This is a genomic window from Muricoccus pecuniae (assembly GCF_014199205.1).
GTDB classification, from domain to species: Bacteria; Pseudomonadota; Alphaproteobacteria; order Acetobacterales; family Acetobacteraceae; genus Roseomonas; species Roseomonas pecuniae.
Genome location: NZ_JACIJD010000022.1, coordinates 34,549 through 49,495, shown reverse-complemented (window position 1 = coordinate 49,495; position 14,947 = coordinate 34,549). Strand labels below are relative to the sequence as shown.

Sequence of the window (14,947 nt, the reverse complement as noted above, 5' to 3'; positions counted from 1 at the left end):
TGAGGAAACGCCGTGCCGCTCACCCGCCTCGACCACTATTCCATCCGCACGAAGCGCCTCGACGAGACACGGCGCTTCTACACCGAGGTGATGGAGTTGAGCGAGGGCGCACGCCCTGCCTTTCCCTTCCCCGGCGCCTGGATGTACCGCGGCGACCAAGCCGTCGTGCACATCGTCGGCATCGATCCGGACGACCAGGAAGGGCTGAAGGGCTATCTCGGCGACAAGGGCGGCGCGGAGAATGGGACGGGGACGATCGACCATGTCGCTTTCGCCGCCACCGGGCTTGAGGCAATGCACGCCCGGCTGCGCAGCCGCAACCTCGCCTGGCGAGATCGCAAGGTTCCGAACCTTGGCCTCCACCAGGTCTTCGTGGAAGACCCGAACGGCGTCACGATCGAGCTGAACTTTCCCATCGAGGAGAGCCCCGGCACGGCCGGCTGAGATGCGCCGCGCGCTCGTCGTCGGCGGCTCCATCGGCGGCCTCTTCGCCGGCAATCTCCTGGCGAAGTCGGGCTGGGACGTCACTGTGGCCGAACGGACGCGCGGCCCCCTCTCCGGTCGCGGGGCGGGCATCGTGACCCATCCCGCGTTGCTGGACGCCCTGGGGCGGGCGGGCGTTCCGGCCGGCACCCCGCTCGGCGTTTCCGTTGCGGGACGCCGCGTGCTCGCGCGGGACGGCAGCATCCTCGGGGAGCATCCCTACCCGCAGATCCTGACGAGCTGGGCGCGGCTCCATTCCTTGCTGGAGGATGCCTTCGATCCTGCCCGTATCGAGCGCGGGCGGGTGGCCACCGTGGTCCGGCAAGGTACGGCGTCGGCGACTGTCCACTTCGCCGATGGCGGGATGATCGAAGCTGATCTCGTCGTTGCGGCCGACGGCATCCGCTCCGTGCTTCGTGCGCAGTTGTTGCCCGAGGTGCGGGCGACCTATGCGGGCTATGTCGCTTGGCGCGGCCTGGCAGAGGAAGCAGCGCTGTCACCCGCGGCGCGAGAGGCCATCTTCGGGCACTTCGCCTTTGGGCTGCCGGAGGGTGAGCAGATGCTCGGCTACCCTGTCGCCGGGGCGGGGGAAGCAATCTCGGCGGGGCACCGCCGCTACAACTTCGTCTGGTACCGGCCCGCTCCCCCCGAAGAGCTCGGACGCCTTCAAACCGATGGCTTCGGACGCCAGCATCCGAATGGCATCCCGCCCCATCTGCTGCGCCCCGAAATCGTGGCGGAGATGCGGGCGGCCGCGGAGAGCCTTCTACCCGCCGCCTTTGCCGAAGTAGTAGCCATCACTGCGCAGCCCTTTGTGCAGCCGATCATGGACCTCGAGGTTCCGGAAGTCGCCCACGGCCGTGTCGCGCTCATCGGCGATGCAGCTTACGTCGCGCGCCCCCACTGCGGCATGGGCGTGACGAAAGCGGCGATGGACGCGATGTCACTATCGGACGCGCTCCAAGGCGCTGACGTGCCCGCGGCTCTGACACGCTGGGCCCCGGAGCGCGTGGCGACGGGACGCGCCCTCGTGCAGCACGCGCGGCACCTCGGCGCGTACATGCAAGCCAGCCGCATCACGGCCGAGGAGGCGGCCATGGCGGAGCGTTACCGCAGCCCCGTCTCCGTCATGCGCGAGACGGCAGTGCCTCCCATCTTGGAGCTGTAACGGCCGGGGATGCCCGTCCTCCTCCTTGCTTGATCCGCATCACCGGGCTACCGCCCGCATCGCCGCGGCCGTCGCCTCATTTTCTGGGAAGAACACTTCGATCGTCACCTCGGCCAGGGTCACGTCTACGGCGGTGCCGAACACCGTCGTCGTGCTGAGGAAGCTGAGCGGTCCGTCGGCCGCTGCGAGCCGCAGCGGAACGCGATGCCGGCATGCTCCGGCACCGCGGAGCGGGTGCCGCGGGATTGCGCAGGCATCGGAAGGGTCCTCAGTTCCTCGAGAAGATCCACCAGCACGGCGTCAGCACTGGCCTGCGCGTCGTGGGCCAGCCGCGCCAGGAGATGCGCGCGCCATTGCGGGAAGTTCAGGATGCGGGGCGCCAGCCCGTCGGGGTGCAGGCCGAGGCGGAGCACGTTCACCGGGGCCGCATCAAATTCCTTCGACCGTTCGCGTCATTCGATGCGCAGCCGTTCGATCAGCTGGCGGAACACCTCGCGGTCGTGGTTGGCGAGAGCTTTGAAAGCGTCGGTATCGGCATAGGCGAAGGTCAGGTTGGCCCGGGCCAGGGCGTCGCGGAAGGCCGGGTCCTCGGCGGTCCTTCGCGCCACTTCCGTCAGCGTGGCGACTACCGGGGCGGGGGTGTTGCGGTGCACAGCCAGCCCGCGCCACACGCCGACCGACACGTCGAAGCCGCGCTCCTTCAGGGTCGGGATTTCCGGGAAGCCCGGGGCGCGCTCCTCGGCCATCACCGCCAGGACGCGCATCTTCCCCCCATGCACATAGGCGGAGGCCTCCCCGGGGCTCGTCGTCACCGCCTCCACATGGTTGCCCAGCAGCGCCGCCAGGGCCGGCGCCGAGCCGGTGAACGGGACGTGGAGGAACTCGGCGCCGACCTTCTCCTCCATCGCCGCCGACGCCATATGCCAGATCGAGCCGGCCCCGCTGTTGCCGAGCTTCACGGTTCCCGGCCGGCGCTTCGCCTCGGCGACCAGGTCCTCGATGCTTCGCCACGGCGAGTCCGCCGGCACCACCACGGAGCCCGGGTCGGCGTTGAGCAGGGCGATCATGTGGAAGTCGTCGGAGGAGAAGCGGATCCGCTTGAGCCCGGGCAGGATCGCGAGGTCGGAATAGACCAGCCCGACCTTGTAGCCGTCCGGGCGGGCGTTCAGCACCTCTTGCATTCCGATCGCACCACTCGCGCCCGGACGGTTCAGCACCAACACCGGCTGCGGCAGGTACTTCTGGGCGGCCTCGGCGAAGGCGCGCGCCACGATGTCCGTGCCGCCGCCCGGCGCCACCGGCACCACGATCTCGATCGGGCGGGACGGGAAGCTCTGGGCCGCGGCACCGGAGGCGAAGGCCGCGCAGGCTGCTGCCGAGGCGAGAGCCAGGAATTCCGAACGGCGCATGGACATCATCATGAACGTTCCCTGTTTTGTTTTCTCGTTGAGACAGTCGTTCGGGCCGCTAACCGCGGCCGAGGCATCAGAGCGACGCTTGCAGCATCGCGCGATAGTCCCGCGCATCGGCCTCGCGTGGGTTGGTCCTGTGACTGTGGTCCGCTAGCGCGCCTGTGATGATGCGATCGAACACCTCCTCCCCGACACCCAGCTCGGACAGCCGCGTCGGCAGGCCGATCGCGACCGTCATGGCGCGGACCGCGTCCTCCAGCCGATCGGACGGGGCGAGCCCCATGGCGGCACCCATTCGCGCGTACTTGTCCTGCTCCATCGACGCGGGGGCGTCGCGGTTGAAGAGGATCACCGCAGGCAGGAAGATCGCGTTCAGGGTTCCATGGTGCAGCTTCGGATTGATCCCGCCCAGAGCGTGGCTCAGGCTGTGCACGCATCCCAGGCCCTTCTGGAAGGCCATGGCGCCCATGGTCGCCGCCATGGCCATGTCGGCGCGGGCGGCGCGGTTTTGTGGTTCCCGCGTCGCGACGGGCAGACTGGCCCAGCCGCGCCGCAGCCCTTCCAGGGCGATGCCGTCCGCGGGCGGGTTGAAGGAGGGGGCGAGAAAGGTCTCGACGCAGTGCGAGATCGCGTCCATGCCGGTCGCTGCGGTCAGCATAGGCGGCAAGGTGAGCGTGAGCTGGGGGTCCACGATCGCGGCCCGCGGCACCAGGTGCGGCGACAGCAGCCCCACCTTGCGGCCGTCGTCGAGAATGATAATGGCGCCGCGCCCCACCTCGCTGCCGGTGCCCGCGGTGGTGGGGATCGCGATGGTGGGCCAGGTCTTCCCGGTGATCCGCTCCACCCCGCCCTCGATCGCGGCGTAGGACTTCAGCGCGCCGCCATGCGCCGCGAGGATGGCGACACCCTTGGCGAGGTCGAGTGCCGATCCCCCACCGATGGCCACGATCCCGTCCGCGCCTTCGGCGTGGAACATATCCGTGGCGGCGCGCACCGCCGCCTCGTTCGGGTTGCCGGGCGTGTCGTCGAACACGCCGGCCGGAGCCGCGTCCAGCAGCGCTTCGACACGCTCCAGCACGCCAAGCTGCCGGACACCCTTGTCGGTGACGATCAGCGGCCGCGCGATGCCGGCGAGCCGCAGCTCGGCGCCGAGCTGCGCGATCTCCCCGAAGCCGAAATGCACGCGCGTCACGTAGTTGATCAGGCCCATGCTGCCTCCCCCGAAATCTTGGCCGCGATTTTCCGCGGCCCCGACGGGGCTCCGCGGGGAACCGCCGGCGATGGAATCAGCGCAGGATACGCCAGTTTCGTAAATCGGGAGATTGTGGACAGCGTTATCACAATAAGAGAATCTGCCCTTGCGCTCGACATCCCTGGTCTGGTTGCTGCTGCGCCCGAGACAGCCGATGTCGACGATCAATGACGACGGCTCGCGCGAACGCGCAACGGAGGTCGTGGTAGCGTGCCGGTTTCGCGCAACATAGGCGCTTCACGAGGTGGACGGGTCTGGTGCAGCGTACGCACTTGGCGGCGCCCTGCCATGGCTTGGTGGGACCGCAGCGGCCGTGCCAGATCAGGGAGGTGCTAGCCTGGAAGGGATGGCGCTGCCTGCCACGATCTCTTTCCGCAGCCGCGCCGTGTAGCGCATCTTGGATCTCGCGCGGCGATGCGTGGCACGCGGGCACGAGGCCGCCGCCCATGGCTGGCGCTGGCGTCCCCACGCCGACTATGCCGCCCCGCAGGCGGAGGCCGCGCGTGGCCTGCCCCGCCTGCTGAACATCGGCGTCCGCCTCGGGATCTGCGACCGCCCAGCCCGCTTCCCGGCCTTCCGCAATACGCTGCGGGCGTTGGCGGCGCGTGGTAAGCGGAGCTGGGTGGCGTGGCGGGACGCGATTGCCCGCGCCTTCGCCTCAGCAATGCCGGCCGTTCACCCGTGCGAGATGCGGCGCGCCAGCGAGGGCGGTAGGCCGAGGGAGGGCTTGGGGGCGGGACGCCGATAACTGCCAGCAGTCGCCTTGCGTGACCGCAGGGAGACTAGCGCCTCTGCCTGCTTTACTGCCGCCTGCACGCCGTCCACCAACGGCACCGGAACCCGGTCCGCGACGCGTGCGGCCAAGCCCGCCAGGGGCGCGCCGGCCAGGATCACCACGTCGGCCCTGTCCTCCGCCACCGTCCGGGCGGCGAGGTCGACCAGCAGGGCTTCCTTTTCCTCCTGCACCTCGGCAATGTCCCGGAAGGCGCCATCCAGGCAGCGGATGGCGGCGCAGCGGCCGGACAAGCCGTTCCACTCCACCGCTTCCGCGTACCAGGGCTCCAGCGCCTGGGCGAAGGTCACGATGGAGAAGCGTCGTCCCAGCATGCAGGCGGTGAGCATCGCTGCCTCCGCCATACCGACCACGGGGAAATCGAACAGTTCCCGCGCGCCGCCCAGGCCGGGGTCGCCGAAAGCGGCGACGATGGCGCCATCGAGGCCCTCCGCCTCTGCCAGCATTTCCAGGGCCACGGCGCCGCCCAGCACGGCCTCCGCCCGGGTGGCGATATAGGGCACGCCGCGCGGGGCGGTGGCGGGTATCAACTCTGTCCCCGGCGCGGCGACGGTCCGGGCCGCGGCCAGCAGCAGATCAGTGACGGCCGCCGTAGTATTGGGATTCAGTAGCAGCAGGCGCATCGGGCTTCACTTCAGGTCGAGAAGGTGGATAGCGGCGCGGCGGGCGCCCATGCCGGAAGGCCCACGCCTGCGCGCCACGCATGGGCGATCTCGTCCCGCCGGGCGAACCAGACACCGTCCCGTTTTGACACATGGGCCAGGAACGCCTCGAGCCCCGCGATGCGGCCAGGCTTGCCGATGATGCGGAGATGCAGGCCGACGGACATCATCCGCGGCGCCTCCGCCCCTTCCGCATAGAGCTGCTCGAAGGCCGCAATGCAGTAACGGGCGAAGTCCTCGCCCTGCACGAAGCCGCCGCCGTTGGAGAAGCGCATGTCGTTGGTGTCGAAGGCGTAGGGCAGCACCACCATCGGGCGTCCGGCAGCCGGCACGACATAGGGCAGGTCGTCGTCATAGGCGTTACAGTCATAGAGAAAGCCGCCATGCTCCCCCAGCAGCCGCCGCGTGTTGGGAGAGGTGGCGGAGCGGGTGTGCCAGCCGACGGGGGCGGTGCCGGAAGCCGCACGGATCGCCTCCACTGCGCGGGCGATGACGGCACGCTCGCGCTCCTCCGGCATGTTGCAGTGCCGCTCCCAGCGCCAGCCGTGGCACATGATCTCGTGCCCGTCCTCCACCGCCTCCCGTGCCAGCCAGGGGGAGAGGGCGAGGGCACGGCCGCAGGCGTTCAGCGTGGCGCGCACGCCGTAGCGCGCCAGGATCTTCCGGATGCGCGGCCAGGCGGCGCGGGTGCCATAGGCGAAGTGACTCTCCATGCAGAGGTCGCGCACGCCCTCCACCCGCTCCACCGCCTCGTAGACGTGCTCATTGGCCTCGTCCCCCATGCCGAGGGAGAGCTCCGCCCCCTCCTCGACATTGACCACGACCGAGAGGGCGAGCCGCGCCCCACCGGGCCATCGCACCGGCGGCGGCGCGCCACGATAGCCGGCCAGGTCGCGGTCGCTCGCCAGCGGAAGGGCGTCCATCAGAAATCCGCCAGTCGCTTGAGGCCCACCAGCCGGTCGCCGATCACCAGCGCCAGCACGGCAAGGAGGATCAGCCCCGTGGAGATCGCGGCGATGCGCGGATCGGGGCTCTCCTCCACGTATTGCAGCATCTGGATGGGCAAGGTCTTGGTCCAGGCATCGGTGAAGAAGATGGACACGGGGTAGTTGTCCATCGAGGCGAGGAAGGCGAAGACGCCGGAGGTGAGAAAGGCCGGCAGCAGTGCCGGCGCCAGCACCCGCAGCAGCGCGCCGCCATAGGAGCGGCCGAGGGTGCGCGCCGCGTCGATCAGCGTGAAGTCGAAGAGCGAGAGCGCGCCGAGAACGGTGCGGACCACGTAGGGCAGGGTAAGGACCACGTGCGCGAGGATGAGGCTGGCGAAGGCGTCGCGCAGCCCCAAGGCGCGGAAGGCCTGCAGCATGGCGATGCCGATGACGAGCCCCGGCAGCATGAGCGGCGAGACAAGGAAGGTGGCAATGACCTCCCGCCCCGGGATGCGGCTCCGCACGAGCGCGATGGCGCAGAGCGTGCCCAGGACGAGCGAGACGGCGGTGGATAGGGCCGCCACCTGCACGGAGGTGCCGAGCGCCGACCAGAGCCCCCGCGTGGTCCAGAGCCGCTCGTACCAGCGCAGCGACCATTCCGGCGGCGGAAGGGTGAAAACAGAGGAGGAACCGAAGGAGACGGCGACGGTGACCACCAGCGGCGTCATGAGGAAGACAACGCCGATCGCCGCCATGGCCCAGACGAGGCCTCGCACGAGGCGTTCGGTCGCGGTCATGCTGCGCGCCCGAGACGGCGGGCGAACCAGGTGGAACCGACCACCACCGCCACGGCGAGCGCCAGCAGCAGCACCGCCGTGGCCGATCCCAGCGCCTCGTTCCGCATCAGCAGGAAGGAACGGCCGGTGAGGGTCGCGAGCGTCTGGAAGCGGTCGCCGATCAGCAGAGAGGGAATGACGTACATGGAGACCGAGAGGGAGAAGGTGAAGGCGATGCCGGAGATGACGCCCGGCAGGGTCAGGGGCCAGGTAATGCGGGCGAAGCGCTTCCAGGGCGTAGCGCCGAGCGTGGCGCCGGCCTCCGTCAACCGAGGGTCCACCAGCTTCGCGACCGAGTAGATCGGAAGGATCATGAAGGGCAGGAAGACGTTGGCTGCGCCAAGCACCAGCCCTGTCTCGGTGAAGAGCAGGCGTGGCGGCTCCTCGAACAGGCCGGTGGCCATCAGCGCGGCGGTCACTACGCCGTCCCGCTTCAGCACGATCTGCCAGGCGAAGGCCTTCACCACGACGCCCACGGAGAGCGGCAGGATAATGGAGAGGAGCAGTACCGCCTGCGCCAAGCCGCGCGCCCAGGAGAGGGCGAACGCCACCGGGTATCCGATGACAAGGCAGGTCAGAGTCACCAGCCCGGCGACGCGCAGCGTGTTGGCGATGATCTGCCAGTTGAAGGCGTCGGACAGGAATGCCGTATAGGGCGCCAGCGTCAGTCCTTCCGCCCCCGTGACGCTGCGGGTGAGCAGCATCAGAAGCGGGACAGCGTAGATCACCAGCAGGTAAAGCACCGCCGGAAGGGCCGACAACGCGAAGAGATCGACACGCTTGGTCATGCCACCGCGGCCCGGTCCGGCGCAGGATAGACGAGCATGTCGCGAACCGCCCAATGCAGCGGCAGCTCCGCGCCGGGGCGCAGATGGCCTGAAGGCAACTCGGAGACTTCCGCCAGTAAGGGCAGACCGTCCGCGCCCGCGAAGTGCATCTGCACCCGCGCGCCCTGGAAGACGACATCGGTCAGCGGCGCGAGAACGGCATTGCCCTCTCCCGTCCCCCCGACCCGAATGCGCTCTGGCCGCACGGCGAGCAGGACGGGGGAGCCGGGGAGGAAGCTGCCGGGCGCCCGCAGGCGGCCGAGTGGCGTCTCCACCATCAGCAAGCCGTTCATGCTCTCCACCACCCGGCCAGGGAGGCGGGAGGAGAGACCGACGAATTCCAGCGCGAAGGGAGTGGCCGGACGACTATACACCTCCTCGGGCGTGCCGAGGTGCTCGATGGCGCCGCCATGCATCACCGCGATGCGGTCCGACATGGTCAACGCCTCCTCCTGGTCGTGTGTGACGAAGATGGCGGTGGTGCCGAGTTCCCGCAGCAGGCGGCGCAACTCGATCTGCATCCCCTCGCGCAGCTTGCGGTCCAGGGCGGAGAAGGGTTCGTCCAGCAGGAGAAGCTTCGGCCGAACGGCGAGGGCACGGGCGACCGCGACGCGCTGCTGCTGCCCTCCGGAAAGCGCGGAAACCGGGCGATCGGCGAGGTGGCCGAGCTGCACGAGGGTCAGGAAGCGGTCCACCGCCGCTGCGCTCTCCGCCTTCCCGGTACCCTGCGCGCGCAGCCCGAAGGCGACGTTCTCCGCCACGTTGAGGTGCGGGAAGAGCGCGTAGCTCTGGAATACCACCCCGACGTCCCGCTTGTGGGGCGGGCGGCGGGTGATGTCCTCGCCATCCAGCCGCACGTGGCCCCGGTCCGGCCGCAGCAGCCCAGCCACGATCCGCAGCAAGGTGGTCTTGCCGCAGCCCGAAGGGCCGAGCAGCGAAACGAATTCGCCTCGCGCCACAGCCAGGTCCACCCCGCCTAGCACGCGGGTGGCGCCGAAGCCCTTTTCGGCGCCTGCGATGTCGAGGAAGGCGGTCATCGTGGCTAGAGCGCCATCTCGCGATCCCAGCGCTGCACCCAGGCATTGCGCTGCGCCGCGACGTTGGCCCAGTCGATCGAGTGCACGGGCACCTGCGGCATATCGGCCGGAACAGGCAGACCGGTGTTGGTGGGGAGGGAGAAGGTGGGACCCGCCAGCTTGGCCTGGAGTTCCGCGCCCAGCATCTCGTTCACATAGGCCATCGCCAGTTCCTGGTTCGGCCCACCGCGCACCGCGCAGATTCCGGAGGGACTGGCGTAGATCCCCTCCTGCGGCGCGGCGAGAGCGATCGGTGCGCCCTGTGCCTTCCGCTCCAGCGCGAAGGAGGAGAGAGCACCGGCAATGGCCCAGGCCTCGCCCTGCTCCAGCAGATTGAACGCCTGCGGCATCTGCGTGTAGATCGTCAGCAGGTTGGGCTTCAGCGCCCGCAGCTTGCGGAAGCCCGCATCGGCATCCGCCTGCGCCTCGGCCGGCGGCTTGCCCGTCTCCAGCGAGGCGGCGACGAAGAGGTTGGCCAGGCCTTCCGTGTTCTGCAGCGAGGGCAGGACGACACGCCCCTTGAAGCGCGGCTCCCACAGCTCCGCCCAGGAGGCGATGCCGTTGGGGAGCGCGCGGGTGTTGTAGGCGATGCCCTGCCAGGGCTGCAGGTAGTTGGCCCACATCCCGTCCATATGGATCGTGCCGGGCTTCAGCGCGTTGAGGTTCGGCACCCTTTCCGGCGTCAGCCGCTCCAGCAAGTTCTCCCGTGCAGCAAGGATCATCACCGGATCATCCATCTGGACGACGGAGAGGTAGGGCCGGCTCCGGTTGGTCTGCATCTTCTCGAGGTTCACGAGGGAGCGGGTGCCCTCGTAGGTGATGCGGCAGTTGTACTTGCGCTCGAAGAACGGGATGACCGTGGCGTCCATCCAGGGCTTGTGGCTCGCGGCGCCGCCCACGACGAGTTCGCGAGTTTGAGCCCGCAGGAGGCCGGGCATGGCGAGGGTGCCGGCCAAGGAAGCACCGGCCGCCAGCAGCGCGCGGCGAGGCAGGGTAGCGGAAGGCGGCGGGACGCAAATCTTCATGGCAGCGCTCCAAAGGCCACGGGGCCGAACCGCTCATGCAAGCCGCGGGCCATAAATGTGCACAATGCCGAGGACTGTACTATGCCGCCCGAGTTGCCTTGCCTGGTCTGCAAAATCGAATAGAGAGAAAGAATGTGCACATTTCTTCAGCCCGCAGATAATCGATGAGGCAGGCCACCTGTAAGATCAAGGCGAACCCGCGGGCCGATGAAGCCATTCATTGCGCCATCGAGGCCGCGATCCTGCATGGGCGCCTTCCCCCGGGATTGCGGCTCCGCGAGCATCGGTTGGCCGCCATCTTTGGGGTGTCGCGGGAACGCATCCGCAAGGTGCTGCACCGGCTGGCGGCCGAGCGGCGGCTGGAAATCGTGCCCAACCGCGGCGCCCGCGTCCCCTGCCCTTCCGAGGCCGAGGTCCGCGCCATCTACGAGGCGCACCGCGTGCTGGAAGCCGGCGTGCTGGCCCAGCTCAGCCGGCTGGCCAGCCCTGTCCTCCTCGACCGGCTGGACACACACCTGGTTGAGGAGCGCGCAGCAGCGCAGCGCGGCGACCGCGCAGCCTCCATCCGCCTCTCCGGTGACTTCCACCGTCACCTCGTGGACGCCCTCGGCAATGCCGAGCTGTCACGCATGCTGCGGGACCTACTCGGCCGTTCCTCCGTCATGGTCACGGTGTACGAGCCCGCGCACCACTCGCCCTGCGCGGTGGACGAGCACGGCACCATCGTGGCGGCGCTGCGGGCCGGCGATCTTGCGGGTGCCCTTCATGCCTCCCGCCATCACTTCCTGCATGTGGAGGAGCGGTTGCGACTAATACCCCCCGCGCAGGAAGCCACGGTGGACCTAGAAGCTGCCTTGTTAACCCGCTGAAGCGTGTCAGACCGCCGAGTTGCGGTGATCGAAAGGACGATGCGCGGCGGAGTCGCAGTACCCCTCATAGAAGCGACGAACATGGGGGAGCAGCGCCTTCGCCAGCCCCCGCCGCTCCACCTCGTCGTTGGCCAGGGCGCGAGACAGGTCCTCGTGCAACGCGCGCAGCACCGAATCCCGGTCCAGGCGAGTGAAGTGACCGTCCTGATACAGGACTTCCCCGGCCACCATGGTGGCGCGCACACTGCCAGACTTGGCCCGCTGTATCGCAGCATCCAGCACTGGGGTCTCAACGTCCAGGAAGGGCCATGCCAAGTGGTGCCAATCGATCATCACGAGGTCGGCGGCCCGACCCACTTCCAGCGTGCCGATGCAGCCGTCGAAACCGGTGGTGCGGGCACCACCCGCTGTAGCCATGCGCAGAACCTGCTGCATCGTCGGTACCTCGTCCCCCATCCCCGGCGTACGGTGGGCTCGAAGCACCATGCGCATTTCCTGCAGCATGTCGCGGTCGTCGTTGATCCCGGCCTCATCGATGCCGATGGCAGTGGCGATGCCTCGGGCCTCCAACCGGTTCAGCGGCGCGATGCCGCTGCGCAGGCGAAAGTTGGAGGAGCAGTTGTGACAGACACATGCGCCGGCCTCGGCCAGCCGGTCGATGTCGGCCTCGCTTAGCCAGGTTCCGTGGCCGATCGTCAGGTGGTGCGTCAGCAGACCGAAGCGATCGAGGTACTCCACCGCAGACCCACCACCGCGCCGACGGGCGTACTCCTTCTGATAGGCCGTCTCCAGGAGGTGCATGTGCATCGGCACGTTGCCGGCCGCGCTCACCTCCGCGATACGGGCGAGCATGGCGTCCGAACACCAGTGCAGGTTGGCCGGGGCGAGCTGCACTCGTACCCGCTCCTTGCCCGCATGGGTCGCGCGAAGTGCGGCGAAGACGTCGAAGTTGTCTTCCAGCCGCAGGCGGAAACGCCCGAGGTGGCTTGAGAGCGGGCCGCGCAGCCCTTCCGGAAGGCTGTCCAGCAGGGCCTGATCCGATTGGTAGGTCAGGCGGTTCTGGTCCCTTAGCGCGAAACAGTAGGAGACGCGCTGCCCGATTTCCTCATAGGCACGGATCACGGTATCGGCGGCGCGCTCCACCTCCACCGGCCCGCCGGGGATCCAGCCATGGATGTGCTGCACGGTGGTAATTCCGGTCGCCAGCATCTCGAAGGCGGAGTACAGCGTGTCCAGCCGCAAGTCGGGGCTGCGGCAGACCAGACGGGTGATGAACCACAGTTCCAGCGGCATGTCCGGGCTGCCAAGCTGAACCGGCGTCAGCCCGACATGGTGGTGGGCATTGACGAAGCCGGGCAGCACCACCTGCCCGCCATCCCCCAGCACGGCCATATCCGGGAAACGCTGCCTCAAGTCGGCGAATGCCCCGATCTCGGTGATCACGCCGTCCTCCTGGACCAGGGCGGCGTCGTCGAGCTGTTCGTGGCGGTGCCGGCCCAGCGTGCGGGTGATGAGGTGGCGCGCGCGCACCATCGTGGCTGGCAAAACAATCCTCCTTCTGAGTGCGTGCTTATCGGTAGAACAGCCTCAGACCACTCTCTTGATCGCCTGCCGAGCATGTTGTCCCTCGAACGCACCGGAAGCGGCAGAGCCCAGCCATCACAGCACTACGCGGTGGGCGACGGAAGGCTCGATCCCTGAACCCGCCATGAGAACAACGCCTCCGCGAATTGTGCTCAGCCGTGTCGCGGGCGCAGGACAACCGAGCGATCATCAGCATTGGCGGGGGTGACGTGCAGCGCCAGGAGGTGGCCGAGCGTGTCGACGGCCAGATGCAGCTTGGAGCCCCTGACGCGCTTGTGCCCGTCCCAGGCGGCTCTGGCGCCGCTCTCGGGCGTGGAGCGCAGGGTGCGGCTGTCGAGCACAGCGGCCGAGGGTTCCTCAGGGCGGCGATCGGCAAGGCAAAGCACCGCCCTGAGGTTCTGGGCCAGCATCTCGAAGCAGCCTGCCCGCAACCAGCGCTGGGCTTGGTCATAGGCTGCGTGCCAGGGCGGAAGATCGTTAGGCATGGCTCGCCAGGCCACGCCATAGCGAACCAGATAGCGCAGGCCGTTGAACACCTCGCGCAGCGGGTGCTCACGCTGCCCGGCATCCTCGGGCAGCAGCGTCAGGCAGGGCGCGACCAGCGCCCATTCCTCATCGGACACATCGGACGGGTACGGCTTGCGAAAGGGCATTCACCCAAAACGAGGGCCTCCCAAGGCCCGTAACACCCTCTGGGCGGCCACCGCGGCCTTTGACCATTACAAAAGCTTCAAGGCTCTTCCCGGAACGTCCCGCTTTCTCGGATGGGGTCCGCTCTCAATAGCCGCTGCCCCGAAAGCGGTCGGGCCGGTAACGGCCAGGCTTAGCCATTAGGATCGCCCGACACGGTGCTCGGGACCTGCGCAGCCCACACGACGAGCCGAAAGGTCTTCAGCGCTGCGCCAAAGCCCAGATGCCGCCTCGCGCCCTGAACTGCCGATCCCCCGAGGGATCTGCCGGGCCGGCGGAACGAAGGCGCACACGACACGTTGTCGTCTTCGGGTGCGCAACAGTCTCGCGTGGCCGTGAGAGGAGACAGATCGGGTGGTCCTGCAACGCGACATAGGGCTGGTCGGCTGTGGCGAGATCACACGCACTCAGCATGGCCCCTTCCTGCTCGGCCCGGCAAACGATACGGGGCTCCGCCTGGTCGCCACTGCGGACCCGCGTCAGGGTCTCGGCACCGGGCTTCGACATTACCCTGATCACTGCGCCATGCTGGACGGTGAGCCGGCGCTGGCTGCCGTCTCCATTGCCTCGCCGACCGGCACCCATTTCGGGGTGGCTAGGGACGCGCTGCTTGCCGGCCGCCACGTCCTGCTCGAGAAACCGCCCACCACGACCCTCGCCGAACTCGAGGAACTCGCGGCCATCGCTACCAAACAAGGCCGCGTTCTCGTCACCTCCTACCACGCGCGACACAATGAAGCTGTCGAACGGCTGCGAGAGAGGCTGGCCGGCCGGCTGCCGCCCCGCCGCATCGCCATCGAATGGCGCGAGGATTTCCACCGATGGCACGCTGGCCAGACTTGGCCCTGGCGCGCCGGAGGCCTCGGGGTGTTCGATCCCGGGATAAATGCGCTCTCTATCCTCTGCCATGTGCTGCCGGGCCTTCCCTTCCATGTCCAGCGGGCAAGATTCCGCGTTCCCCCGGGCGCGGAGACGCCGGCCTTCGTGGACATGCGCCTCACATGGCAAGGCGGCGATGGCCAGGCCGTATTCGAGTGGCGTAGGGGCGGCGAGGATGTCTGGGACATCTCGATCGACAGCGTGGACCAGGACGGGCGCACGGAGGCGCTGCTGCTACGAGGCGTACGTACGCTGCTCGTGGACGGTGCGGCCGTGGTTACCGGCGGGGAGGACGCCGAGTATGCCGGCGTGTATCGCGCGTTCCACGATGCGCTGGAGCGCAACGAATCCTCGATCAGCACGCAGGAAATGCGCTTGGTCGAGGATGCCACTGCAGCAGCCGAGGTAGAGCGCACGATGGACGCCATCTGAGGCGCCAGGATTTTGTCGCAGGGTTTGCCCGGC

13 protein-coding genes and 2 pseudogenes are annotated in these 14,947 nt (G+C 68.5%); 4 read left to right on the top strand and 11 right to left on the bottom strand.

From position 1 onward, the window contains the following. The first annotated feature begins 12 nt into the window (after positions 1-12). The gene (locus FHS87_RS18880; RefSeq protein ID WP_184520942.1) at positions 13-444 is read left to right on the top strand and encodes a VOC family protein; all 432 of its coding nucleotides are present in this window, start codon (positions 13-15) and stop codon (positions 442-444) included. Position 445: 1 nt separating this feature from the next. Then, positions 446-1,651 (top strand): FAD binding domain-containing protein, encoded by a 1,206-nt coding sequence (locus FHS87_RS18875; protein ID WP_184520941.1) that lies wholly within the window; start codon positions 446-448, stop codon positions 1,649-1,651. Between the two features lie 125 nt (positions 1,652-1,776). Here FHS87_RS18875 and FHS87_RS18870 read toward each other — a convergent pair. From FHS87_RS18870 to FHS87_RS18830, 9 genes and pseudogenes are all read right to left on the bottom strand, one after another. Further along, positions 1,777-2,076, bottom strand: a pseudogene (locus tag FHS87_RS18870) (MmyB family transcriptional regulator); the annotation flags it as partial. 27 nt (positions 2,077-2,103) lie between these two features. Beyond that, positions 2,104-3,060, bottom strand: coding sequence for a tripartite tricarboxylate transporter substrate binding protein (locus FHS87_RS18865; protein WP_221300129.1), 957 nt, complete (start codon positions 3,058-3,060; stop codon positions 2,104-2,106). Positions 3,061-3,136: 76 nt separating this feature from the next. After that, entirely contained in the window at positions 3,137-4,483 is a 1,347-nt protein-coding gene (locus FHS87_RS18860; protein ID WP_246418530.1) for an iron-containing alcohol dehydrogenase, read from the bottom strand. A 507-nt stretch (positions 4,484-4,990) separates the two neighbouring features. Continuing rightward, positions 4,991-5,731, bottom strand: a complete 741-nt coding sequence (locus tag FHS87_RS18855) for an aspartate/glutamate racemase family protein (RefSeq protein WP_184520940.1) — start codon at positions 5,729-5,731, stop codon at positions 4,991-4,993. Positions 5,732-5,742: 11 nt separating this feature from the next. Then, positions 5,743-6,693, bottom strand: coding sequence for a polysaccharide deacetylase family protein (locus tag FHS87_RS18850; protein ID WP_221300127.1), 951 nt, complete (start codon positions 6,691-6,693; stop codon positions 5,743-5,745). Then, positions 6,693-7,493 carry an ABC transporter permease gene (locus FHS87_RS18845; RefSeq protein ID WP_184520939.1) on the bottom strand — a complete coding sequence of 267 codons (801 nt, stop codon included), beginning with the start codon at positions 7,491-7,493 and terminating at the stop codon, positions 6,693-6,695. The genes FHS87_RS18850 and FHS87_RS18845 overlap by 1 nt, the downstream gene beginning before the upstream one ends. After that, complete coding sequence (locus FHS87_RS18840; protein ID WP_184520938.1) at positions 7,490-8,320, bottom strand: ABC transporter permease; 831 nt, start codon at positions 8,318-8,320, stop codon at positions 7,490-7,492. Before FHS87_RS18840 ends, FHS87_RS18845 begins: the two co-directional genes overlap by 4 nt. Then, positions 8,317-9,396, bottom strand: a complete 1,080-nt coding sequence (locus FHS87_RS18835; RefSeq protein ID WP_184520937.1) for an ABC transporter ATP-binding protein — start codon at positions 9,394-9,396, stop codon at positions 8,317-8,319. The genes FHS87_RS18840 and FHS87_RS18835 overlap by 4 nt, the downstream gene beginning before the upstream one ends. 5 nt (positions 9,397-9,401) lie before the next feature. Then, the gene (locus FHS87_RS18830; protein ID WP_184520936.1) at positions 9,402-10,460 is read right to left on the bottom strand and encodes an ABC transporter substrate-binding protein; all 1,059 of its coding nucleotides are present in this window, start codon (positions 10,458-10,460) and stop codon (positions 9,402-9,404) included. A gap of 164 nt (positions 10,461-10,624) precedes the next feature. Between FHS87_RS18830 and FHS87_RS18825 the strand changes: the two genes are divergently transcribed. Continuing rightward, positions 10,625-11,329, top strand: a complete 705-nt coding sequence (locus FHS87_RS18825) for a GntR family transcriptional regulator (RefSeq protein WP_184520935.1) — start codon at positions 10,625-10,627, stop codon at positions 11,327-11,329. Between the two features lie 6 nt (positions 11,330-11,335). Here the strand turns inward: FHS87_RS18825 and FHS87_RS18820 are convergent, their stop codons facing one another. Both FHS87_RS18820 and FHS87_RS18815 read right to left on the bottom strand, forming a co-directional pair. Next, a complete protein-coding gene (locus FHS87_RS18820; protein WP_184520934.1) occupies positions 11,336-12,874 on the bottom strand; it encodes an amidohydrolase family protein in 1,539 nt (512 codons plus the stop codon). 212 nt (positions 12,875-13,086) lie between these two features. Then, positions 13,087-13,566 (bottom strand): annotated as a pseudogene (locus FHS87_RS18815) (IS5 family transposase); the annotation flags it as partial. 391 nt (positions 13,567-13,957) lie between these two features. Here FHS87_RS18815 and FHS87_RS18810 point away from each other — a divergent pair. After that, entirely contained in the window at positions 13,958-14,914 is a 957-nt protein-coding gene (locus tag FHS87_RS18810; RefSeq protein WP_184520933.1) for a Gfo/Idh/MocA family protein, read from the top strand. Positions 14,915-14,947 lie beyond the last annotated feature (33 nt).

Bases quoted from the DNA above. Each gene is read 5' to 3' on its own strand.
- FHS87_RS18850 (WP_221300127.1), bottom strand. From the start codon at position 6,693: ATGGACGCCCTTCCGCTGGCGAGCGACCGCGACCTGGCCGGCTATCGT.
- FHS87_RS18855 (WP_184520940.1), bottom strand. From the start codon at position 5,731: ATGCGCCTGCTGCTACTGAATCCCAATACTACGGCGGCCGTCACTGAT.
- FHS87_RS18830 (WP_184520936.1), bottom strand. From the start codon at position 10,460: ATGAAGATTTGCGTCCCGCCGCCTTCCGCTACCCTGCCTCGCCGCGCG.
- FHS87_RS18845 (WP_184520939.1), bottom strand. From the start codon at position 7,493: ATGACCGCGACCGAACGCCTCGTGCGAGGCCTCGTCTGGGCCATGGCG.
- FHS87_RS18875 (WP_184520941.1), top strand. From the start codon at position 446: ATGCGCCGCGCGCTCGTCGTCGGCGGCTCCATCGGCGGCCTCTTCGCC.
- FHS87_RS18840 (WP_184520938.1), bottom strand. From the start codon at position 8,320: ATGACCAAGCGTGTCGATCTCTTCGCGTTGTCGGCCCTTCCGGCGGTG.
- FHS87_RS18835 (WP_184520937.1), bottom strand. From the start codon at position 9,396: ATGACCGCCTTCCTCGACATCGCAGGCGCCGAAAAGGGCTTCGGCGCC.
- FHS87_RS18865 (WP_221300129.1), bottom strand. From the start codon at position 3,060: ATGCGCCGTTCGGAATTCCTGGCTCTCGCCTCGGCAGCAGCCTGCGCG.
- FHS87_RS18825 (WP_184520935.1), top strand. From the start codon at position 10,625: ATGAGGCAGGCCACCTGTAAGATCAAGGCGAACCCGCGGGCCGATGAA.